General features: G+C 33.7%; 23 protein-coding genes. 7 read left to right on the forward strand and 16 right to left on the reverse strand.

The features are described 5' to 3' along the window. Positions 1–120: 120 nt before the first annotated feature. The 9 genes from ACOMCU_RS01975 to ACOMCU_RS02015 form a co-directional block, all read right to left on the reverse strand. Positions 121–2,499, reverse strand: a complete 2,379-nt coding sequence (locus tag ACOMCU_RS01975) for a VWA domain-containing protein (protein ID WP_421049294.1) — start codon at positions 2,497–2,499, stop codon at positions 121–123. A 188-nt stretch (positions 2,500–2,687) separates the two neighbouring features. After that, positions 2,688–3,005 carry a hypothetical protein gene (locus ACOMCU_RS01980; RefSeq protein ID WP_421049295.1) on the reverse strand — a complete coding sequence of 106 codons (318 nt, stop codon included), beginning with the start codon at positions 3,003–3,005 and terminating at the stop codon, positions 2,688–2,690. A 75-nt stretch (positions 3,006–3,080) separates the two neighbouring features. Further along, a complete protein-coding gene (locus ACOMCU_RS01985; RefSeq protein WP_421049296.1) occupies positions 3,081–4,772 on the reverse strand; it encodes an AAA family ATPase in 1,692 nt (563 codons plus the stop codon). Between the two features lie 181 nt (positions 4,773–4,953). Beyond that, positions 4,954–6,402: a CHC2 zinc finger domain-containing protein gene (locus ACOMCU_RS01990; RefSeq protein ID WP_421049297.1), complete on the reverse strand. Its 1,449-nt coding sequence runs from the start codon at positions 6,400–6,402 to the stop codon at positions 4,954–4,956. Positions 6,403–6,498: 96 nt separating this feature from the next. After that, positions 6,499–7,227, reverse strand: coding sequence for a CHC2 zinc finger domain-containing protein (locus ACOMCU_RS01995; protein WP_421049298.1), 729 nt, complete (start codon positions 7,225–7,227; stop codon positions 6,499–6,501). Positions 7,228–7,286: 59 nt separating this feature from the next. Then, positions 7,287–7,757: a single-stranded DNA-binding protein gene (locus ACOMCU_RS02000; RefSeq protein WP_421049299.1), complete on the reverse strand. Its 471-nt coding sequence runs from the start codon at positions 7,755–7,757 to the stop codon at positions 7,287–7,289. Between the two features lie 212 nt (positions 7,758–7,969). Further along, positions 7,970–9,403, reverse strand: coding sequence for a hypothetical protein (locus tag ACOMCU_RS02005; RefSeq protein WP_421049300.1), 1,434 nt, complete (start codon positions 9,401–9,403; stop codon positions 7,970–7,972). A gap of 142 nt (positions 9,404–9,545) precedes the next feature. Beyond that, a complete protein-coding gene (locus tag ACOMCU_RS02010) occupies positions 9,546–10,451 on the reverse strand; it encodes a hypothetical protein (protein WP_421049301.1) in 906 nt (301 codons plus the stop codon). Positions 10,452–10,567: 116 nt separating this feature from the next. Further along, a complete protein-coding gene (locus tag ACOMCU_RS02015) occupies positions 10,568–11,005 on the reverse strand; it encodes a type II toxin-antitoxin system PemK/MazF family toxin (RefSeq protein ID WP_421049302.1) in 438 nt (145 codons plus the stop codon). Between the two features lie 249 nt (positions 11,006–11,254). On the opposite strand from ACOMCU_RS02015, the gene ACOMCU_RS02020 reads away from it, so the two are divergent. Both ACOMCU_RS02020 and ACOMCU_RS02025 read left to right on the forward strand, forming a co-directional pair. Next, complete coding sequence (locus tag ACOMCU_RS02020) at positions 11,255–11,446, forward strand: hypothetical protein (protein WP_197224649.1); 192 nt, start codon at positions 11,255–11,257, stop codon at positions 11,444–11,446. A 122-nt stretch (positions 11,447–11,568) separates the two neighbouring features. Further along, positions 11,569–12,363 carry a hypothetical protein gene (locus tag ACOMCU_RS02025; protein WP_421049303.1) on the forward strand — a complete coding sequence of 265 codons (795 nt, stop codon included), beginning with the start codon at positions 11,569–11,571 and terminating at the stop codon, positions 12,361–12,363. A gap of 57 nt (positions 12,364–12,420) precedes the next feature. On the opposite strand, the gene ACOMCU_RS02030 is transcribed toward ACOMCU_RS02025, so the two are convergent. The 4 genes from ACOMCU_RS02030 to ACOMCU_RS02045 form a co-directional block, all read right to left on the reverse strand. Further along, a complete protein-coding gene (locus ACOMCU_RS02030) occupies positions 12,421–12,639 on the reverse strand; it encodes a DUF3797 domain-containing protein (protein WP_421049304.1) in 219 nt (72 codons plus the stop codon). Between the two features lie 34 nt (positions 12,640–12,673). Further along, entirely contained in the window at positions 12,674–12,877 is a 204-nt protein-coding gene (locus tag ACOMCU_RS02035) for a hypothetical protein (protein WP_421049305.1), read from the reverse strand. Between the two features lie 190 nt (positions 12,878–13,067). Then, the gene (locus tag ACOMCU_RS02040) at positions 13,068–13,607 is read right to left on the reverse strand and encodes a hypothetical protein (RefSeq protein ID WP_421049306.1); all 540 of its coding nucleotides are present in this window, start codon (positions 13,605–13,607) and stop codon (positions 13,068–13,070) included. A gap of 14 nt (positions 13,608–13,621) precedes the next feature. Continuing rightward, entirely contained in the window at positions 13,622–14,515 is an 894-nt protein-coding gene (locus ACOMCU_RS02045) for a PolC-type DNA polymerase III (protein ID WP_421049307.1), read from the reverse strand. Positions 14,516–14,659: 144 nt separating this feature from the next. Between ACOMCU_RS02045 and ACOMCU_RS02050 the strand changes: the two genes are divergently transcribed. Together ACOMCU_RS02050 and ACOMCU_RS02055 are read left to right on the forward strand one after the other, a co-directional pair. Next, positions 14,660–15,376 carry a metallophosphoesterase gene (locus ACOMCU_RS02050; protein WP_421049308.1) on the forward strand — a complete coding sequence of 239 codons (717 nt, stop codon included), beginning with the start codon at positions 14,660–14,662 and terminating at the stop codon, positions 15,374–15,376. Positions 15,377–15,517: 141 nt separating this feature from the next. Beyond that, on the forward strand, positions 15,518–18,019 hold the full coding sequence (locus ACOMCU_RS02055; RefSeq protein WP_421049309.1) for a vitamin B12-dependent ribonucleotide reductase: 2,502 nt from the start codon (positions 15,518–15,520) through the stop codon (positions 18,017–18,019). 263 nt (positions 18,020–18,282) lie between these two features. On the opposite strand, the gene ACOMCU_RS02060 is transcribed toward ACOMCU_RS02055, so the two are convergent. After that, positions 18,283–18,705: a hypothetical protein gene (locus tag ACOMCU_RS02060; RefSeq protein WP_421049310.1), complete on the reverse strand. Its 423-nt coding sequence runs from the start codon at positions 18,703–18,705 to the stop codon at positions 18,283–18,285. A 250-nt stretch (positions 18,706–18,955) separates the two neighbouring features. Here ACOMCU_RS02060 and ACOMCU_RS02065 point away from each other — a divergent pair, with 250 nt between their 5' ends. Continuing rightward, entirely contained in the window at positions 18,956–20,185 is a 1,230-nt protein-coding gene (locus ACOMCU_RS02065) for a hypothetical protein (protein ID WP_421049311.1), read from the forward strand. 320 nt (positions 20,186–20,505) lie between these two features. Here ACOMCU_RS02065 and ACOMCU_RS02070 read toward each other — a convergent pair whose 3' ends face one another. Then, complete coding sequence (locus ACOMCU_RS02070; protein ID WP_421049312.1) at positions 20,506–21,213, reverse strand: type IV secretion system protein; 708 nt, start codon at positions 21,211–21,213, stop codon at positions 20,506–20,508. Between the two features lie 206 nt (positions 21,214–21,419). Between ACOMCU_RS02070 and ACOMCU_RS02075 the strand changes: the two genes are divergently transcribed. Next, complete coding sequence (locus ACOMCU_RS02075) at positions 21,420–22,274, forward strand: hypothetical protein (RefSeq protein ID WP_421049313.1); 855 nt, start codon at positions 21,420–21,422, stop codon at positions 22,272–22,274. A 63-nt stretch (positions 22,275–22,337) separates the two neighbouring features. On the opposite strand, the gene ACOMCU_RS02080 is transcribed toward ACOMCU_RS02075, so the two are convergent. Beyond that, positions 22,338–23,036 (reverse strand): hypothetical protein, encoded by a 699-nt coding sequence (locus ACOMCU_RS02080; RefSeq protein WP_421049314.1) that lies wholly within the window; start codon positions 23,034–23,036, stop codon positions 22,338–22,340. A 207-nt stretch (positions 23,037–23,243) separates the two neighbouring features. On the opposite strand from ACOMCU_RS02080, the gene ACOMCU_RS02085 reads away from it, so the two are divergent. After that, positions 23,244–23,522, forward strand: coding sequence for a septation protein SpoVG family protein (locus ACOMCU_RS02085; protein WP_421049315.1), 279 nt, complete (start codon positions 23,244–23,246; stop codon positions 23,520–23,522). The last annotated feature ends 10 nt before the right edge of the window (positions 23,523–23,532 follow it).

The raw sequence follows: 23,532 nt of genomic DNA on the forward strand, positions 1-23,532 counted from the left end.
TTTCACTACGCTTTGAAAGCGTCCATTTTTTTAAAAATCTTATAGACTATATGTATGGGAAAATACTTTTATTCCAATAAAAAAGACTAAGCGATAATTCGCTTAGTCCATTCAATCTAATTATTTTACTAATGCTTTCATTAAACGAGTTTTTAATACCTTCTCAATCTCATTAGGATCAACTGAAATAAAATCGTTGCCATACATGAATTGGAAGTTGCTATCTAAACTTTCACGTTCAGTTTTTGTTCCGAACATAATACAGAATACTCGGATACCTTTACGCTTAGCTTCAGTAACAGCTGCCTTAACATCAGCTAAACCAACTGATTGTTTACCGTAAGCAGATGGAACACCATCAGAAAAGATGAATAATAGTTTATCCTTACTGCCATGTTTTAATAATTCCTCTGTAGCTGTACGTATTGCTACCCCATCAGCATTACCGTTACCTGTAGAGTTATTGACTAAATCCGTATAAGAGTAACTACGCTTGCCTTGATCTTTAAAATCTTTAATTAAGCGATGCACAACACCGTTATTTGATGTCGTATAGCTAGTAATTTTTAACGGAATCAATGGCTTTAATGCTTCTTCAGCAATTGATAAGGCAATACCTGCACTTGTACGCTTAGATGAATTCATAGACGCTGATTCATCCTTAATGAAGTAAGCTACATAATCCCCTAATGATTTGCGACCATTTTTCTTCATAATACCAGTATCTTTCATACCTAACTTATAAAGTTTTAGTGGATCAATCATACCTGCTGTTTGATTGCGTTTTGTTGGAGTAACCTTGCTATCCAATAGCCACTTCACTTCTTTAGCAAAACGCTTAGCTCGATATTGAATTTCTTGAGGTAAAACCATCTTAGCTCCTGAACCTTCACGTAAAGTAATATCACGATAGCCAAAACCACTTTTATTCATGATTTCTTTTAGCTCTTCTTTTGATAGGCTAGTAGCTTCCGAACGACTTTTCTCCAGCGAACGTTCCTCTTTATCATTAATAGAATTTTTCGTCTGTTCAAAATCTTGCTTAACATCATTCAAGATGTCCTGAATCATTTTATTTACTTCATCTAAACGCTCACCGTCTTTAGGATCTTCTTGCATTCCTTCTTGACCATAAGATTCAGTAGCAGATAAATGTGGCTCCATATTTTGAATCGGTGATTTAGAGGCTGCTGCTTTATCTTTTTTACCTTTCTCTTTACCATCTTCACCTTTTTCAGAAGCATCTTCATTGCCTTCAGATGATTTGTCAGAACCTTTTAAATCACTATTTGATGAAGATTTTTCACCTTGCTTTTTATCTTCCTTATCGCCATCTTTACCTTGATCAGAAGCATTTTCTTTTTTATCATCTTTGCCTTGACCATTAGAGCCGCCAGCTTGCTTTTCTGCATCTTCTTTTTTATCAGATTCCTTACCATCAGAACCGCTTTGACTATCTTTTTGATCTTGCTTTTGGTCCTGCTGCTCACCTGAACCACCTTGACCTTTTTGATCATCTTTCTTATCTTGATCTTCTTTGCCTTTAGCGTTTGAATTGTCAAACATAGATGATTGTTGAGGTGCTTGCTCATTGAATTCGTCATCTTCAGAAGTTGTATATTCATGATTTACATTCGTTGGCATGTTTTGTAATGTATTTACTGGAATTTCATCAATCCATTTACGTAGCAACGCCTCAGAATTTTGAATTAAGCGATAACAAGCTTTTAAGCAATCTTCTGCTGTACGAGTATTAGTCGCCAAAATAACATCTGCTTCAATACGATTTAACTCTTTTTCAACTTCTGTACCAGCATAAAACTTTATGAAATTTAGCGGATACATACCTGTTGTTGCCAAAGTAACAATTGACCACAAGAATGTGCTTAAATTATCATTTGGTTGTGTTACAGGTTGTGATTTCCACCATTCTGCTCGGAAATAACGGAAGTATTTAGTTAAACCTGGACGATTATATACTGTAATACGTTCGATACGACCATCTTCAATACCATTACCGAAAGATGTTGCGACATGTTGTAATACACCTTGATAGCCTGGATTTTGATACTTCACATCTAAACTGCCAAAATATTTTACAATATGCTCAATATAAGCTGCATAAGCCTTAAAATTCGAGCTACGAATGTGTTGAGCTTCATGTGCTAAGATAGCACGTAAGCTTGCATAAATTTCAACATCTGTTAATGGCTTTTCTCGTTCGACTATATACTGCGGCATACCAGCCCAAATCGCTTTACCATTTGTATGAGGCTCACTAATTGCATCTAAAAACAATTCGATATATGGGTGATTTGGTAAGTAGTAACCTAAAATCATTTTGAACTCTGCGTACCATTTGCTATCCTTGATTAATGCATCTACTTTCGCTACACGTTCAGCAAAAATGATTTTGTCTACCTTGCTTTGCCCCACCGCTGCCATGTTTAATTCCTCCACTTTTGAATTTCGATAAAATCCTGTTACGTTTGTGCTCATAATAGAACATCCTCCCTGGTAAGTACAGCCTAAAACGCTGCTCCATTTTTATAAAATCTTATATATCATACGTGACCTTTTAATTGATCATAACTATTTCATTTCACTTCAGACAAAATGTTCTTTTCTAAACTATTAAATCAAAAAAGGCATAGACAATATTACGCCTATGCCCTCATTCGCTATTTCTAGCCTTCATTTTTATAGAAAGAAATATATTGTGCTCCAATATTAATTTTTGAAACAACTTCCCATTCACTTGTTTGGATCAACGGAAAATCATTAGGTAACTGAACTTTCAAGATCACTAACTCTTCTTCCAATTCTTCAAACTCTTCTCCTAACCATTGCAATAATGCCGTTTCACAATCTTCATACGTCCTAAATAAGCAAACGAGTGCTTCTTCTTCAACACCTTCAGACCGTTCCCCGATTTGAGGTATTAATCCTACACTCAATATTAAATCCATATTAGAAATTGGTGTCACATGAAAAAATTCTTGCATAATTTATCCGCTCCTTTTAAATAAAAAAAACGCACATGAAATGAAAAATCAAATTCATGCACGCCATTATTTCGCTTAGTTAGATGCCACGTTGTCTTTAATTAATGATGTAATTGAACGTCTGTCGTCAATATCTCTAGCACGATTAGCAACGTTTGTGATTAACGCACGTTGTAAGCCCATGCCGTATAATGTTGCTTCAGCTGCATCAATTAAACCACGAATCGTAATTGACTTGTCATCAATACGACCATTGTTACGCATTGCAATCATATCCTTATAAACAGTAACAATTGAATCTACATATGGAGCTTTTACTTCAGGGAAATGACCCTTGATAATCTTTTTGATTTGAACTTGACCATCAAAGATAATTGGAATAAAACGCTCTGCTGTTGCTTCGTTTAAATCGCTTGTTGCTGTATAGAATGGATTCATTGTTGCAATTGTTAAAAAGTTACGGTGAGCTTCAATAGTTTTGTAGCCAGCTACAGTTAAACGTCTACGTTTATCCCATAAACTATTAAGTCCTGAAAAGACTTCTGCTAAACCTGTATTGAACTCGTCCATTACAACAATTGCTCCAACCTCTGCACCATCTAATAAGACTTGAGGATCGAAACCAATATTCATGCGACCATCTGTATCATAAGTAACCGTTTGTGTACCTAAGATAGATGAATTATCAGAACCAATGTTTACAGAAATCTCAACTAATGGACGTTGTAGCATCCATGCAGCTTGTTCTGCTAAATGGTTTTTACCTAAACCTTTATCACCTTCGAATAATAAGTGACGACCTTTGCTACCCATTCCTGCGTAGAATAATACGTCATAGACTAATTCTTCCCCAATGAAAAGTGTTTCAGGCTCATTTGGAATACGCTCTTTCCAATCTTCAGTATAAATGATAAATGTCGCTAATAATCGAATAATCATATCCTCTTCAAAATTAGCATCTTCCATTACTGCTACAATTCGTTCTAAATTTTCTTTCGTAGTAATGCCTTCATTTAGGATACGCTCCATTTCAGCAGCAATACCCTCACCTTTTACTTTGAAAAGCTCGTCTACTTCAGAAACCGATAATTGAAGTGTAGCAACTAATTTCTTTTTACCATCCATCGATACTTCAATAGATGCAGGTTTGTTTTTGCCAGCACGCTCTGTTTCAAGGAATGACACAAAACGAGAATAGTCAAGCTCTGCAATCGTATCATGTCCAATTACTTTCAGCATGTCATCTTTACGAATACTGCCGCCTTTACCGCCATTGTAGCCAACGATAATTTTATCACCCTCCACTGTAATTATTGCTTGAATTGGATTTTCTTCAATTGCCACATCAGCTGTAAGCGATGCTAACTCTTTATTAGCAGCTCTAGTACCACCAATGCCTAACTCGATTTTTACATCTGACATTTCTTCTGTTCCGTCCATGTTATTTACAACTGGATTTACTAATACATGTAATACCATAGGCGTATTGTTACGTGCCGTTGGTAAAACAGAAGTAATTACTGCTGTGAAAAATTCATTATCAGTAAACATATTGTGCAACTCTTTTGCTGAAATAGTACCTTCTGAAACGTCCTCTTTTTCACCAACAAAGCCAATGATTTGATCGTTATACAATACTTTTAAAGCTGTATTGCTAAACTTATTACCTTCATCTTTTGTAATGCGAACTGATGTACCTACCGCTAAATTCTTACGAATTGGGTATAAAGAATCTGGACCTACTAATTTCACATTAATTTTTTCCATAATAAAAACTTCCTCCTATAATATGGCACTTAGACCAATCCTATTTTCGGTGCAAATAATTTGCTCCTTTTTTATAAAACCTAATGTATACTATGTATCTTTTAAATTTTCATAACGAATAAGTAAAAAAAATAGGAGAGCTTGAATTCACAATTGAATCAGCACTCCTATTTTATACCAGCTATACTGCAACTTCCAACATACGCTTATGAAAATCACTTAACATACGAGGCTCTAAAGCTTCAAATGTTGAAAAATTATTTTCAAAATGTTTAAATACAATTTCTTTTTTCACCTTCTTGAGATCATCACGTTTTGTAATTTTTTCCGCACTCATAATGTCTTGCACCATTCTTTCAAATCGCTTGTCCCATAAAGACTTATCGTATCGCTTAATAGCTGATTTGTGACCATTAATAATAACATCATCTGCTCCCTTACCTAACTCTTCATCCCAATAAAGATAATAAGTTGGGTATTTACGCTCCTGTAATGCATCACTCATACGCTTCAATTGTTCAAACACTTGGATATTTTTTGATATATCTGCATCAAAAGCAGTTAAAATGATTGCTGGATGAAAAATATCTCTCACGTAGCATTCACTTACTGCTGGATTATTGGATAAATCTACCAACTCTTGCATAATCCCTTTCCAACTACTAACGCCTTGTACAGATAAGACTACACTTCCTGTAGACTTTGCCAATATTTGAGCCTTAAATCGCCCTTCCGTTACAATAACCGAGTTATTTGTTACAGCATCAGGAATAACAACATCAACTGGAGCCCCTGAAGATGTACCATGCTCATACTTTTCGTGAGCTTGTGCAAAACTTGAGCTAAACCAAACATATCGTCTTGACTTGCCGCCATCTGCATTTTCTACATCATCACGCCTTACTTGAATCCCTACGACTTCACGCTTCGCATTTAAGATTGGAATCCCCATTCCTTTCATTTTTGGAAATAGCCATTTAGCATCTTCTCCACTCCAATAAAATCCTGGTATACCTTCCAACACCTTATCGCTTCCAAACTGCTTACGAATGTTTGCTACAAAACTTTTTGTCACATAGCGTGTTGGGAAAGTAAAATATAACCCATCTTCAATTTGCTTTTCCGTCAATTGACGTTCTTCCAATAAATGCTTCTTATGTGCATCAGTTAATGAGCACTCTTTAATAAACATACGAAAAACCTTATTTAAAATCTCATTATTTGCAATATTGTTTTCATGTTTACGATCTAATTTTTCACTTCGCTTTTGAAAACGAATTGCATCGTCAGGCTTATATCGTCTTTTAGAAAAGAACGTATCATAATCTGATTGTGAGATTAAACCATAATCTAAGCCAATTTTATATGCAGCTGCAATATAATCTAGGTTTTCTTTTAAAGCGACAAATTTAATAACATCACCACCTGTGCCACATGAAAAACATTTGAAAATGCCTTTTGAATCTGTAGCTACAAATGATCCAAATCGTTCATCAGCATGGAATGGGCAAATTGCTAATACATTTCCACCATTTCTCTTTGTTTCTTCATATTGTTCAACAACTGAAGAAACGGACACACTGCTTCTACAATTACTTATTAATTCATCTGTAAATTGGTACTTATCCATTTAAACTCACCGATCCTTTATATGTGATTCCTAATAAAAAATAGGGGCTAAAAAACTAGCCCCCATAACCAACTAATGCTAGTTGCTTTTTAATAGTTACTTTATGTTTTCAATCATCTTTTGCATTGCTTCTGTCGTAAATTCACCAGCAAACCCTGTATTGCTATTTCCGTAGTCAAATGTAATAACCGCTAATTTCAACGATTCATTAAACCACACATGAGCACGCTCGAAATTTGAGAGAACTTCAGCTGATGGCTTCTCGATACCAAAACGCTCAAATGAACCATTTTCATCACGTTCTAAAAAATCAGTCCATACAAAACCGTATGTGTCCAATAATGGCTCTACTAAATGTGAGCCACGAATACCTGCATCATCATCAGCTGTTAATAATGTTAAAGTTTCCATTACTTCCTTTTGCTTAGCTGCTAAAATTTCTTCATCTGTTAAACGTCTTGTAATACCTGTCATCGTGAATCCACCTAGCTTTTCATCTTGATTATTACAAAACAGATCGTAATCTGATTGAGTAATCAAACCATGATCTAGCCCTAACTTATAAGCAGCTGCTATATAAGTTAAATTCTCTTTTAAAGCCACAAATTTAATAGCATTGCCACTAACTCCACATGAAAAACACTTAAATGTCCCTTTGCTATCAGAAGCAACAAAAGAACCTACATTTTCATCTTCGTGGAAAAGACATTTTGCTAAAACATTGTCGCCATTCTTCTTTGTTTCTGTATAACGCCCAATAACTGAAGAAATTAAAATATCCTTTTTACATTTCTCTAATAAGTTTTGATTCAAAATAGCTGTCATTATTATTTCCTCCATTTTTCATCCAAATATTGTTTGCAACCATACATTTTAATCCCTTACTAAAACGGCATATCATCAGGATTGACCTGAATTTGCTTACCCTCTGTACCATTTTGCATCTGCGTAACTTCTGACATTTCGCCACTTCCACCATCTTCTTTCTTGCGGAAACGTAAGATTTCAAATTTATCTACGATTAATGTTTCGTAAGGCACTACTTCATCGCAACGTTTATAAGAGCTTTTCTTAATACGACCTGACACTGAAATAGGCATACCTTTATAACCGTATTTCTTCATTACTTCTGCACTGTTACCCCAAAATTCTAAAGACATAAATTCTTTTTTATCACGTCCTCCGTCTTTCCAACCAATAGAAAACGGATTGCCCGATGATGAAGAAAGCACCTTCTTCGGTTCACCTTTTACTTTCACTTCTCGTACTGCTGGAATATCATGCGGTAAAAAGCCCACAATCATCGCCATTTGTACAATTTCTCCATTGTTAATTCGTTCAAATTTTTCAATCATAATAAAATCCCGTCCTTTTCAAAATATCTAAATGTAGAATCCTAATTTCCAATAGAACCCTATATTGTACGAGCGACTTTTGACTTTCATAACCGAAAAAAAGTAACAAATTGCTTAGCCATATTAAACTATGAAAAAACGACATCGCTTATAACCCAAAATATGTCGGACATAAAAAAGAGCAGCTACAACAACGTAGCCGCTCCTAGAACTTAATTTGGTAATACAATAAATAAATTATCGCCCTCATATGAAAACGTATGATGAATCTTAGTGTTACCCATCGCATAAATGTCAACTTTTTCAGGCGTTGATAAATCGTATAGATAATTTTTGGCAGAATACGAGATCGTCAATAAATCAAACATCCATAAATTATCGTTAAATTTAAGCTTATCTGTATCTACCTGATTCATTAATTCTGTTTCAATTAAAGTACCTTCTAAATCTTTTTTCTTCTCAATAAAACTTATCCATAGATTATCTGTATCACCATACGATGCAAATGTAGCTTCATCCGAATCAATTTCCATTAATCGCTCTACTAGCAATGTTTTTGGATCAATTTTATATAAAAGGTTTTTTGCTGTTTCCGAACCAAAAGCATTGATTGCGTAAACTTGACCTTTCAATTCTATTAAATCTTTTGTAAGATCTCCCATCATTGCTTGTTCAACACGCTCTTCTTTGTAATCATAAATGCCAATATAATCTCCAAATGTATAGATGTAAACATCGTCAACTACCAAACGATGCGATGGCGTATCTAGTAAATTGATTGTACGCATGTTTTGACCTAACTCCAGCGTAATTAACTTATCAGAGGCAGCATATTCAAAGTAGGCGATGTTGTTTTCTAAAATAAAACGTACAGGAGAACCTACTTTACTAGAATGTTTCCATTTCGATTCGACTTTTAACTTTTCACCTTCTACAGAAATGGCATATACTTCATTATTAAAATCTGAATGAGCATAAAGCGTATCATCTTCTTGAGATGCATAATAGATGTAATCCGTTTCTAATTCAGTTGTAGTCATCACGACCTCTTCAACAACTTCTTTTTCCTTTTCTGCCTCCTGAAACTCAATAGGAGCGTCAGTTAATTTATTCTCATACTGCTGATCTGTATTTGTCCCTTTTTCTTTCAAGAATGCATATTTTTGACCTGGATAAATTGGATGCATCGCATAATGTTCATTGATTTCTCGAACATAACCTAACATTGTTGAAGGATTTCGTTCAGGCGTTAAATTCTTTTGAATTGTCCAAGCATTATCACCTTTTTCAATCGTCATCCAAACAATATCAAAGTCTTTATACGATTCCTGCTTTTCCTCCACCACTGGCTCTTCTACCTTTGGCTCAGTTTCTTCAACAACAACTTTTTCAGTCACCGTTTTTTCGACTGAATCACTCAATGTCTTTAAATCAAATTCATCCAGCAAGCTACCATCGGCAACATCATACAATTGAATCTCACCATTTTCGTTATAACTAATTGCATTTTCGGCTAACACTGTTTGCTTAGGCAATTCTTTAATCTGTTCAGGCTCTCTTGTTAAGAACCAAACTGCTGCGGCAATCAGTAACGCAATCAATACAACTGAAATAGCAATCGTTATTTTCTTGTCTTTTTTGTTCATTACATAACCTCCTTTATTTTTTTTGAATAATAACTCCTATACTTTATGCTTTACTAAAGATTGCTACTACTTAAAATCAAAAGCGACTTCCTCATTTCTGACAATTAAAAAGCAAGCCATTCTAAAATGACTTGCCATTTACTTATACGCTGATCGTAATATTATTATCGAATTGGAAATGCCCTAGTTCTTCAATAATCAATGCTAAATATTTGTGGAAAAATGGTAAGCCAAATAGATATGAATCCATTTGAATGTTTTTTACACCAAACGTCACGATTAATGAAGGAATGTGTGCAACTTGAGAAAAAAATCTTTGTAAAGAAGGCTTATTATTTGCAAGATCAACCATTTGAAGTGGCAAAGAATAAGTAAATACTTTCCTTATAAACTGCGTATCTACTACTTCTTCTTCAGAACCATCCATTTTACGAAGTTTTAATACAATTTCAAGGTTCTCGATTGTTTTTGAACGGTCAACTACTTCAAGTTCTAAGACATCAAGATCTTTCGTTTCCCCTCTCCAATCAATATCATCCCTAGTCTTTTCAACGATTTCTTTAACAGCTTTTATATCTTCTGCAATAATCGTTGCCTGAACCATCACTTCATCTGCGACCATCTTATACTCATTAAAATGCTTTTGCATATTAAAAAATGTAAATGCCTCAAAATCCATCAATTCATTGTTTTCAAAGTAACTATTGGTTGTTTGATAAGCAAATGCGAATAAATTTGAACTAGGAGATTCTACTCGGCTTCGTAAAAGTTGATTTACTATTTTAATATTGGAGCCTTCGCTAAAACGATTTTCCAGCAATTCGCCATGCTCGTCTGTTAAAATTTCGTCCATTACAGAAGTCATAACATAAAGAGAAATCAATCGAATCACGTTATCACGATAAGCATCTTCAAATGTAAAAATGAGCGTATCTTTCTCTTCCATTCCTTTCCTTTCTGTTAAATCTGTTGTCACCCAATCTACCTTTTGCTCTGCTACCATTGATTCTAAATCCTTTATATCGAAACCATTAATTGTTATATTCATATTAGCAACCCCTTAGCTATTAATTATTTTTAGTATATGTAAATTATAATTTACGTTAAGTTTTTAGTCAATAAAAAAATAGTGGTATACTTGAACCACTACTTTTCTTAGCTAAATCATTTTCCAATTCCTAAGCTGATCAATAAGCATTCATTTAATCCCTCTAAATCTTCCTCACGCACTTTACCAACATACCCCTTTAATCGAGACTTGTCGATTGTGCGTATCTGTTCACATATTGCATAACTTGTTTGATTAACTGGAGTTTTACCTGCTTCTAATTTGAAGTGTGTAGGCAACTCACGCTTACATTTTGTAGTTAAAGGAACAACAATTACTGTTGGTGCAAAACGATTCCCCACATCATTTTGAATAATCAGTACAGGACGTTCCTCTCCCTTTTGTTCCGATGCAATTGCCCCTGATAAATCTGCTATGTAAATATCGCCACGCTTTATGTCCATCCTTAACTCAACATTTTTAACAGGTTGTTCAATTGCATTACTCTCAACTTTTGAATCAAATCTTAACTCTTTTAATTTCTCAAAACCCATAATAAATTCCTCCTAAAATAATTTCCTCTTTAAAATAATTTGCCAGTAATAATTGACATATATTGTCGCCTATTTTCTCAATGACGCTATATTCTATGCTTCATGAGTTCCTTATATAACAGAAAAGTGAGTTTTTTTTATAAGAATTATTAAACAACTAGATTATTAGTTGTAATAGCCTATATAGCCGCATAGAGTATGAGTATAAAAATTGAAAATAAATTTCGTAGAAAAGGAGTTGTCGTAAAAATGAACGTACTTATTGCATCTGTAGTATTAGGGTTGATTTTTGGAGGTATGCTGATTTACAATATGAATCGCTTGAAAGCTGCCAAAAAAAAAGATCATAAAGAAATTAAACCAAAAGTAAAAATGTATGGATTTGGTGTCGTGTACTGTGTTTTAATTGCAGGTTGGGCAGCATTTAAAACATTTATTTAATTTGAGAACCTTCCTATTTAATAGGGAGGTTTTTTTTTGTGCTTTTCAACTATTTACGGAATAACCAAAATAAAGAGACATAGAGTATAGGAGATTTTATTACGAAAGGAGCATATAAACTTATGCAAAGAAAAGAATTCGATCCACAAATTATTCGTATTGACGGAAGAGATTCATTCCTAGAAGTAACAAATGGAATGTTTCATTTAGAAGTAATAGTCCTCCGATTCATCAAATACGATAACAAGGCATCAAAAGGTAATAAATATGTCCATGACATTTCTATCTTTTTAACATTTGCCGAATTTTTAGAGCTTAAAAATGATGTAATGAGCGGCAGAATGCCTAAAGAATTACTGAATTCTAAAAAGGCTGCTCAAGCTGCTGGACACCAGTATCCAAAAGCTGTATACAACACATTGGGGGGCAAGTCTGTTAAGAAATTTAACGACAATGATCGCAAATTGATGCAAAAGTATGGCAACGATCCAAAAATGTCTATTTCTCGTCAATTTAAAATCGCTCCTGGTCAAAAGGATGATTATCCATTTGTGCTCTCAGCAGAATGGGGAATTGGTGAACAAACACAAAAAGGCATTATCGTACCTCGATACAAAAAGCCTTCTGAAATTGTTCGTGTACCAATGAGTGCTAGTTCAATGAAACAACTTGTTTTAACTGTAGAATCGCATATTAACGCATTTAATGCAGCGTATTATATGATGGAACTTATGAATCCAACACCTAAAAAAGATTTTGGAAACAACAAATCATATAACCATCAAAACAATTCGATGCCACCGATGCCTCCACAAATGCCTCCACAAATGACGAACAATGTTGGACCAAATGGAACGCCATATCCAAACACGCCATATGCTAATCAGTCTTTCCCCACCCCTCAATACACGTATTAATGAGCAAATTAAAAGAGCAACGAAATTATATATTCGTTGCTCTTATTTCATTTGTTATTAACATTCGCTTAAAGCTTGATCAATCGCTTGACGGATTTGTTTTGGCTTAGTACCTTGATCGACATCATACTTAAAATTAAACCCACATTTACAAGTCCTTTTAATAAATGGATCTAACATCCCTATTAAACCTTCCCCTTCTCGAACATTGCTACTACCACAATTAGGACAATCATTAATAAACTTTGCAACTGCTACATAATCTCTCGCATCCATAACCTCACTCACCCCTTTCTAATATGATTCACTATTAATAAATTAATGGCAATTCTATTCCCCTCAATGTTTTTTCTAATGCCAATTGATGCTCTGAACGATCTTTAATCATTTTTAATAACACTTCCTCAGATCCGCTATGATTTTCCTTCTCCCTTAAAGCATTCAATGCATCTTCTAATGCCGCTTTTTCACTTTTTAATTTATTCAACAATACGATTGCTTCTAGTGCATTCATTAATCCCGACCACTTTTTAACTTCTTTTCAAAGTCCCAATCAACAAATTGTCGAATATAATGGTAAAATTTTTGATCAAAACGTTCTGACAATCGACACATCAATATTAGCGACAATGCCAATATGCTTCTAAAAATAGTTCCTAAATACGGAATTAAATTATTTGGCAAATTAAAACACCTCTCTTTAATTATTTAGATAAATGAACATTAATGTAATTTTGAATAGGTACATCCTTCACGTGTAATTCATCTTTTTCAAATGTTTTAAAACGAAGAAGCGAATTGTAGGCAATACTGTTAGCTCCCCCATGTGCATAGGTTAGAGTTAATTTTTTCGATTCACCTGCCTGAATATCAACACTTCCATCAATCAATGTTGGCAAGTAAACATTTGATAACTTCTCGTATTTTGCATCTTTATAATAGCGTAGCTCTAATTCATTCGTAATCAATGTAGTTACTTCCTTGCTCTTGTTACTAATCGTCAGATCTACAATTAACAAATCTTCAGGAGTAGTAACCACTTGATTAATTGTTGCTGTAAAATTTCCAAATTGAACTGGATTTTTATCTTCCACAATCTGAACTTCAGCCACTTTATCAATCGTTTGATTCGCTTCATCTGCTTCTTCAATTGGATTTTTCACTTCATTTTTATCATCGGAGCACCCAACTAAAAAAGCACTCATTGCCAATGCTCCTAATCCTAAAACTAAAATCTTTTTCATTAAACATCCCCCCCTTATACAGCTTTCGCTTCTTCTAAATTACTCTTACGAATAAAACGCAATACTCGCTGCTCAATTTCAGCAAAATTGATCGTTTGCTCAATATCTTTGTTATTCCAGCAATTTGCGTTGTAATCGAAAAATACACTACCTACATCCATTGTCACATACAATCTACGCTCAATTTTTTTTGATACAGTCTTTTCCCAATACTTCACCTTTTTAATTTTGAAATCTTTTAAAATTGGAGTACGATTTGCCTTCAATAGCGGCTTTGAAATATCAAAATCAAACGATTCACCCACAAACTGCATCTTATACATCTCTAACACAATATCGCCTAACGTTTTACAATCCGCCCAACCCGAATGGTGATTTGTCATTTCAATTCCTGCAAAATCAGCAAGGTGATTTAGCTTGTGACCTACTAATTGAGGGAAATATTTTCGTGTAAGCTTCAACGTGCAAATTACTTGATTATCCATTTTGTACCCTGCCTGTAAAAATAACGGCTTAATGAAACGATCCCAATCAAACACTGCGTTATGAGCGATAAAGATTGCATCTCCTAAAAAATGATAAAATTGATGCATTACAGGTATGATTGTAGGATTTCCCTTCACTGTTTCATCTGTAATACCTGTTAGTTTTACTATGTCTTTAGGAATCTTGCACTCAGGATCAACATATGAGTGAAAACCCGAAACCAATTTACCATCTACATACTTTAAGGCTGCAAGTTCAATCACTTTTGTTCCCTTATCTAATCCTGCAACGCCTGTTGTTTCTATATCGCAAATTACATAAGTTGAATGCTTTGCTTCCATAAAGGTACGATGAATTTCTAAAATATTTTCTTTTAAATTTGTAATATCTACTACACTATTAGCCATTGATGATGTGCTCAAAATCAACCGCCTCCCTCGCTTTTTCTCAGATACTATAAATATATTAAAAAAGCATATCATTTATATTAACTATATTCAAGTATCTATGATATATTACATATATGTAAAATATAATTTATAACACGTATAAAGGGGGAATTATTTATGTATTACATATTTAGTGACGTTCATGGTCAATTAGAAGCTTTCGAAAAAGCTATCTCCAATTGGAATAGAGAAGATATTTTGATTTTTTTAGGAGATGCTGTTGATCGAGGACCTAAAAGCATAAATGTTTTACAAAGATTAAAAGAACTACATGATGCCTATCCCGACAAAGTAATTTGTTTACTAGGCAACCATGACAAAGAATTTTTAAATTGGCTGGCTAATCCTGACCTTGCAGTTGAACATTTTTGGGAATACCTAGCCAACACGTTGCACAATGTTTTAGATGAACATCCTGATTTAGAAAAGAGTGATTTAGTTGAAATCAATAAATTCATTAATAAAGAATACAAAGATGTAATCGATTTTCTTAAAACATGGGGATATTTTTATGAAACACCTGCACTACGTTTTGTACACGCTGGTTTTAATTACAACCTTATTGATTGGAAGCATACATCTAAAACGGATATGATTTGGGATCGGACGCTGATTGAGGCATACAAGACCAATACAACCAAATCTTTAATTGATAAACGAACAGTCGTTGGTCACACACCTACATCACTTATAAGAGCCGATAAGAAAAATGATGTTTTTATTTCATTTGATGAAAAACTCATTGCTATTGATGGTGGATGCACGTTTGGTGGGCAATTAAACACGCTGCGTTTCGATGAATGCGGAGAAATTTTAGAGATAAAAGCATTTTAATAAATATGAGTAGTTTTTTATAAAAGGGAAGGACTTTTTTTTATAGGTTCAGCCCTTTTTTATTATATCTACATAATCAATTGCGTATTTTATAAGATGTAAAAAATACAAAATACAAATTTAAAGGAGGTTCATACAAACATGAACAAACAACTTATCAAAAAAATCAATCAAGACATTAAGAAACATTATTCTCATATCGTTTCCCCTATTACGGAAGATATGAAAATTGAGTTCGCTGACATCTCACGCATCGTATTCTTTGACCGCTATGCGTACTGTGATCTCGAATTAAAAACATTATCAGAGGGCGACCTTGTACTTGTCACTACGGCTGAACATCCAACATTCCCTGAACGTGGTATTGGTTACGTATCAAAAATTCATGATAATGAAACAGTATCTGTGCAATTAGAAGAACGTTTTGTAAAACCCGAATTTGAAGCTGGTATTGTAACATTGCCAAAAAACCGTATTGAAAAACCATTAGAGCTTTTCTTCGAACAAACAGCTCAACGTGTTGGCGGCGTAAACGGCATTGCCTCAACAGAAGCAGCAGAAATTCGTGAAGCCATCGCTCAAACATTTATTGATGTTATCAAGGAACAAAAACTTGTACCAGCTGGACGCATTTTAAATAGTGCAGGAACATTTAGTCAAGCAACATATTTCAACTGCTACGTTATGCCATTTATGCAAGATTCACGTGTAGGCATTAGCGAACATCGTACAAATGTACTTGAAATCATGTCACGTGGCGGAGGCGTTGGGACAAACGGATCAACATTACGTCCTCGAAATGTATTAGCTAAAGGTGTTAGTGGAAAATCAAGTGGTGCTGTTAGCTGGCTTAACGATTTAGCTTCATTAACACATTTAATCTCTCAAGGCGGTCAACGAAAAGGTGCTCAAATGCTGATCTTAAATGACTGGCATGTAGACATCGTGGAATTTGTTATGTCTAAGATGGAAAAACCATATATCCTAAAGCAAATTGCTGATATGACAAATGATCCATCTATTCGTGAAGCAGCTAAAAACAAACTTTCATTCAAGGCTCTTTTTCCAATGGAAACGGCAATGTATACATCTATTGTAGAATCAACTGATTCGACTATTACAAAAGAAATGAAAGCCGAAGCGAATCGATATTTAACAGATAACGGCATTTATACTGTACACAATCCGAACTTCTTAACAGGTGCAAATATTTCTGTAGGCATCACAAAGGAATTTATGGAAGCTGTAGAAAACAATGCGGAGTATCCTTTACGATTCCCTGACATCGAAGCATATACAGAAGAAGAAATGAAATTCTACAATGAAAATTGGCATCTAATTGGAGATGTGCGTGAATGGGAAGCTATGGGCTATACCGTTAAAACACATCGTACAATTAAAGCAAAGGATTTATGGGAACTAATTACGATTTGTGCAACATACAGTGCTGAACCTGGCATCTTCTTCTTAGACAATGCCAATGAAGCAACGAATGCTCAAGCTTACGGTCAAAAAGTAGTTTCTACCAATCCTTGTGGCGAGCAGCCGCTCAGTCCCTGGGCAATTTGCAACTTATCAGCTATAAATTTGTCTAAATTCGGTGATTTTAAGGGCAATTTTTACAAAGAAGAATTAATTAAAACCGTAAAAGTCGCCATTCGATTCCAGGATAATATTATTGATCAAAGCCCTTACTTCTTCGAAAAGAATAAAATTCAAGCTCTAGGCGAAAGACGCATCGGATTAGGCGTAATGGGACTTGCCGATCTATTAATTAAATTAGGTGTTCGATATGGTTCGAAAGAAGGCATTGCCAAAACAAGTGAAATTTTTGAAACAATTAAGCTGGCTGCTTATGAGGAATCTATTGAGTTAGCTAAAGAAAAAGGTAGTTTCCTATTCATTGTTGGTAAAACAGAAGAAGAAACGATGGAGCTTCGCCACAAATTTATCAATACAGGATTCATGAAAAAAATGCCTGAATATATTCGTCAAAACATTTTAAAATTCGGTATTCGAAACTCACATCTTTTAACAGTTGCCCCAACTGGAAGCACTGGAACGTTAATTGGCGGAGCTACTGGACTTGAGCCTTACTTCTCTCTTAAATATTTCCGTTCAGGACGTTTAGGACAATCCATTGAAGTAACAGCCAACATTGTAAACGAGTATTACGAACACTACCCTGAACGTATCAATGATCCATTACCTGATTACTTCGTTACATCAATGGAGTTATCACCTGAAGAACACGTTGATATGCAATGTGCAATTCAAGCTCATATTGATTCAGCATTATCTAAAACAGTAAATGCTCCAAAAGGATTTACTGTAAAAGATGTTCAAAATATCTATATGCGTTTATATAAAGGTGGAGCAAAAGGCGGTACAGTATATGTAGATGGCTCTCGTAGCTCACAAGTATTAAGCTTAGAAAAAGATAGTCAATTTGATGACGGAGTAGTTGAGGAATTAGCATTTGATAAAAAAACAGATATTAATTCCTTTACAAATAATGAGGAAGCAAAGTTCGGAAATGAAATTGGCGACACATGCTATGTATGCCGAGAAGGTGAATTAATTGACGCTGGTGGTTGCGTCACTTGCAATCAATGCGGAAGCCAGGTAAGTTGCGGCTTATAACAACAAAAGGCATTACTTCCTGTAGATTTAAAATAAAGTTGTACCGTTTATAAAAAAGATGTATCGTTTAAAATAAAGTTGTACTGTTTTTAAAAAAGTTGCACCATTTTGTCCCTTTTTGATGTAAGAATTCTAAGTGAGTTTTAATCAAACTTTTTTATAAAAAATAACTCCTACACAAAATTAAACCCATCCATTTTGATTAATCTTTTTTCAAAATGGATGGGTTTCTTCTATTGACATTAGTATCTTATGAGAAGTCTTTAATCTCGTTCCACATACTTTCCGTCATTTTGATGGTGATTTTCATTATATGATACATATGCTTGAATAACTTTATCATTTTCAATTTTATATACATAAAGTACTGTTGGTTCGTCAGCAAATTTAACTTTTATTTGGTATCCGTATGCTGTAGTTAATAATTCTTCTTTATCAAAACTAGTTTCCCAAGATGCATTAGGGTATTTCTTTTCTAAATGTTCTTCAACCATTTGAGTATATTTATCGTATTTAGCGTCTTGCATATGCGGACGAACAGTTAGGAATGCTGCATAGCTTATAAGGATAATAACTATAAAGCTATACAAAATTTTTTTACCTTTTTTTCTTAAAAAAAATGAAATCACAAAAAGAAAAAAAATAGATCCTATCACAAAAAATAACTCTATCGCTTTTATAGCCATATAAACATCTCCTAATTAAATCAATTTTATTAATATTCTTCTATTTTTATTATAGCTTATGTAGTAGACTATCACCCCAATAAGTTGAGGTTTGTAATAATAAATAAGTATTTTTTACCACGTTATTTTATAGTAAATAAATACCTATTTTAGAATTAATCGGTTTTTAATAAGGAAATATAGTATTATTAATTCATCGAATGTCTGAATTTGACATTTGATAAAAAAATTATCGAAAGAAGGGGAAAACGTGAAAAAAGTAATGATGGTTGTAGTGGCTTTTCTTAGCTTTTGTATTTTTTTACCAGGTGTTGACGCAAAAGAAGCCGATGGAACAATTCCTTTCGAATTACAGGGAAAAGCACTTGAAGAAATTCAATCACGTGCAGAATATTTGAATGTTGCGTCATCAAATATCGAACTTAGATATGTTCGTGAATTATACCATACTGATGATACGGTGATAGGTTATTATGTGCACATTTATGAGGGCGATAAAATAGTTGGCTATGCCTTAATTTCAGCTAAAGAATCTTTAGGGACATTACTAGAATGGGGTGCTGTTGACAATGGTGTCGATACACATTATGGTGAAATTTTAGCAGGAAACCCACAACAAAAAGCGTACTACTTAACTTTTAATGATATAGTATTTGCAGATAATTTAAATGATTTAAATAAAATTCTTGAAGAAGCAAAACAAAAATATATTGAACATGCTAAAGAATATGACCCAAGCAATATTAAGTTTTATGAGGAAATGAATTTTGGTATTGATTTAAGGGAAGCCTCTATTGAACAAAATAGTATTGAAGAACAAATTAAATCTGAAACACTCATGACACAAGAAATTTCGGATTTTTCTATTAGCGAAAGAGATAGTGAAACATTAACTAATGATATAGTATCGCCTTTAGCTACTTTACCTGACACTTTATCTGTATCCCGTATTTGGCAAAGACAATCAGGTGTAGCTAACCCTAATTCATCATGTGGTCCAACAGTTGGGGTTATGATTGCTAATTACTATCGGAACGTTCGGGGGATAACTGAGGTAAGGAACTCAGGTTATTATGGTAATGATGCTAAACATATTAATCAAATGTATTATATGATGAATTCATATTTCTGGGGAACAAATCAATATTCTTTCCATAATGGATTAGAAACACAGTTAAATCTAAATAAAAACCAATTTACAGCAAAATCAAGAGCTTATAATCAAAGTGGTGTAGAAGAACCAACTTTTGCAAACGTTCAAAATGCTATTAATAAAAAATACCCGTTAGGTGTAATAGAATTTTTAAATGCTAGTTCTGGTGAGTTAAGATACCATTGGACTGTTATAGCTGCTTATAACTCTAAAGGAGAAGTTGGTTATTATGATTCTGATGGCGGACAATACAATACAGGTTTAAAATTTGTTTCTTGGTCTTCTCTAAATGGGAAAATTGGCTATACTTATCTAGCTTTAAATTAATAGTACAATTGTAGATTTAAAATAAAGTTGTACCGTTTATAAAAAAGATGTATCGTTTAAAATAAAGTTGTACTGTTTTTAAAAAAGTTGCACCATTTTGTCCCTTTTTGATGTAAGAATTCTAAGTGAGTTTTAATCAAACTTTTTTATAAAAAATAACTCCTACACAAAATTAAACCCATCCATTTTGATTAATCTTTTTTCAAAATGGATGGGTTTCTTCTATTGCAAAATCAGCACTTCCAAATCGAGGGAGTAATACCTTTTTTTAAATGTAAATTAAATCATTTCTTACAAACCATAATAGCCATTTTTAAATATTATTTCAACTTTAGAAAATGCTCTTTATCCATCAATACTCTACAGATACCATGCGACAACAACCACACTATCATTAAAAAGCCAATCATAAAGGCAACTCCCATTTCAAAAGATGCTGCAATAGGCAAATTAAACGCTAGTACATACATTAAGCAGATCATTCCTACAAACATTACAACTGTTAGTAAATAATTTTTTACAGATAATATATCAAATCGATAAGTCCACCGCTTTAAAAAGCCTTGAAGCAATCCGCTATGTGTATTCAGATATTGCATCGCATAAGTAAATGCATCTTTTTCAGCAGGTACATTATAGTACCCCTTCTTATTTATTGCATTCATATTTTTCTTATAAATCTCTTTATCCTTATTGTTGTTTGGAAATAAACTTTTATCTGTTTGCCACTGATAAGAATGTCGTAATTCATGTGCTAATGTTGCCAACCGCTTATTAAACAAGTAAACAACCCCTGTCTTTCTATCCTTGTCACTCACCGCACTTTCCTCTTTAAAATCTCTAATAAAGCAGCCGTTTGTTTTCTTTTTAAGAAACATCTGACCATCAATAGCTTCTTTGATCACAAATGCCTTAGCCTCTTCCCCATAAAGAATTCTAGGTGCTTCTAAGCCGTTAGAAGTGAATAAATCCTTTATAATCCTATCCTCATGTACTTTTAACTTATTTTCCTTTTTAAATATGCTCATAATTGCAAACAACTCCTAATTTATTAATATTATGTCATAGTATATTTAGGATTTGAATACATTATAATTAAATATGTTTATTTTTTCCCAAAATCAGGGTATAATAATCACACTATTGAGCTCACATAAATTCCACACATTAAGTCGATATTATTCCCCTACACATTAAACGAGCTTCCTAATTATCTATTTGGAGGAAGATACCTATGGATGATCTATCTAAACGTTCAGCCCTAAAAACTGCAATTAACGACAAAACTTTAATTAAATTAAGCCACCAGCAAAATGTAGTTCTTAATTATCTAACATCGGAATTAAATGATTTATCAGGCGTAACTATTGCCAGGAATTTGTTTTATTACGCTTTAGGACGAGTTTTAGAAATTAATGTACATTATGTAGAAGATCAATTTGGGCATATGGAAAATAAATTTACAGACCTAAACTTGATCTATCGTACTGAAGAAGGCGAGTGTCAAATCACTTCATTTGAACGAATTATGTCAGATCTTAGAGAAGTGAAACCTACTATAGACTATCCATTAACTGTTGTGCTCAACTTCATTGACGATTCTATGGAAGATGAATTTGCAACTGATTTTAATATGTATGAAGTACAACAATTTCAAGAAAATCAAGACTATATTCCTGAAGAACCTATTGAATTAGAAGTCGATGATTTCCCACAATCTTATTCATATATGGACATCGAGCGATATGAAGAAGCATTGGAACAAATTCAATCCTCCCCTCATGTCGAGAAACAAGCATATATGCAACCGACAAAGGGAATTTATCAAAACAAACGCATTCAGGAGCTACATGAACAAGCTATACAAAAAGATAAAATCGATAAAGAACAAGCGGCATCACTCATTAAATCAATAGAGCAGCAAAATGCAGCGAATGCATGGGAAAAATTAATAAACTTCACGCTCGATCACAATTTACAAAATGAATTCATGCTTGTTTCTACTGCTCGATTTCAAAGTACATATCTAAACCTTGACGAGCAAGCACAACGAATCAATAGCTTTAAATATCTATATAATTTCTGCTAAATTAAAAAAAACAAACATAGAGGCTACTTGTCCTAGATGTTTGTTTTTTATCAATTTAGTATTTTATGCGATTGTTTTTTGTTCAAATTCCGTTCGAGCATCCTCAGCCACTTCCATGATTGTGTCTACATAAGCCAACAGTTCTTCTTCATCATCGAATTTATCTTCGCTAATAGCAAAATAGATTTCAATTTTATATCCCTGTAATGCATTGTCGTACACCACAAACGACAAATCCATTTCTACTTTCTCTAGCTCTGCCTTCTTCTCACGTAAGAACGGTTTGAGAATAGCATTTAATCGTAAAACAGCTAACTTCTCAACAAAGCCACCACGCTTCATTAATGTTGTAACTTCTGATTCATCACTAATATCAAAATAACGCAATACGAATGCTTCATCAAACACAAATACTTGATTTACAAGCACCATTTCATCACGTTCAATAATGCTCGTTTTTAGATCTTCAATATCTTTAAGATCTAAAATTTCTTTCAAGCGATCTTCTAAAATACGCAATTCTGCGATAATTTCCTCCTTCGTTTTCTCAAATAAAGGACTTTCTTTAATGAAGCGTTCAAAATCAATAATTGATACACTTTCATTTTTTACATAGTTTAAAGTATCTAAATCAATTGTTCCTACTGAAACCAGCTGCTCCAGCACTGAAATCATAGACCGTTTAACTAGGTCAGGATAGTTTTTAGCCAGCTCATTTTTATACTCGATCATTTCCTGACCGACTTTATTAATGCGATTCATTCAAAACCACTCCTTTCAATTCTTTTATAGTATATTACGCAACCCTCTACCCGCTTATTCCGTTATAAGAACACATGCTCTGCAATTTTTTTTAATGTTTTTTTGAAAAAGTGTTATAATCCACCTCGCTAATGCATGTAATACTGTATCAGCAATGAAAACTGATAAAAAAAATAAACTTACAAAAAGAAACGGAGTGGATTTTAAATGAATTTACAAGTAACAGAAGTACGAATTAACAAAACAAACGGTGAAGCATCATTAAAAGCATTTGCATCAGTAACTTTCGGAGGTGCATTCGTAGTGCATGGCGTTCGAGTTATTGACGGTAAAAACGGCTTATTCGTAACAATGCCATCACGTAAAGTTGGCGATGCATTCAAAGATGTTGCACATCCTGTATCAAAAGAATTCAAAGAAGCTTTAGATGCAGCTGTACTAACTGAATTTGAAAAAGCACAAGCTGAACCTGAAAAAGCAGCATAATTAATACAAG

It is taken from the genome of Lysinibacillus sp. UGB7 (genome assembly GCF_049058285.1).
GTDB classification, from domain to species: Bacteria; Bacillota; Bacilli; order Bacillales_A; family Planococcaceae; genus Lysinibacillus; species Lysinibacillus sphaericus_B.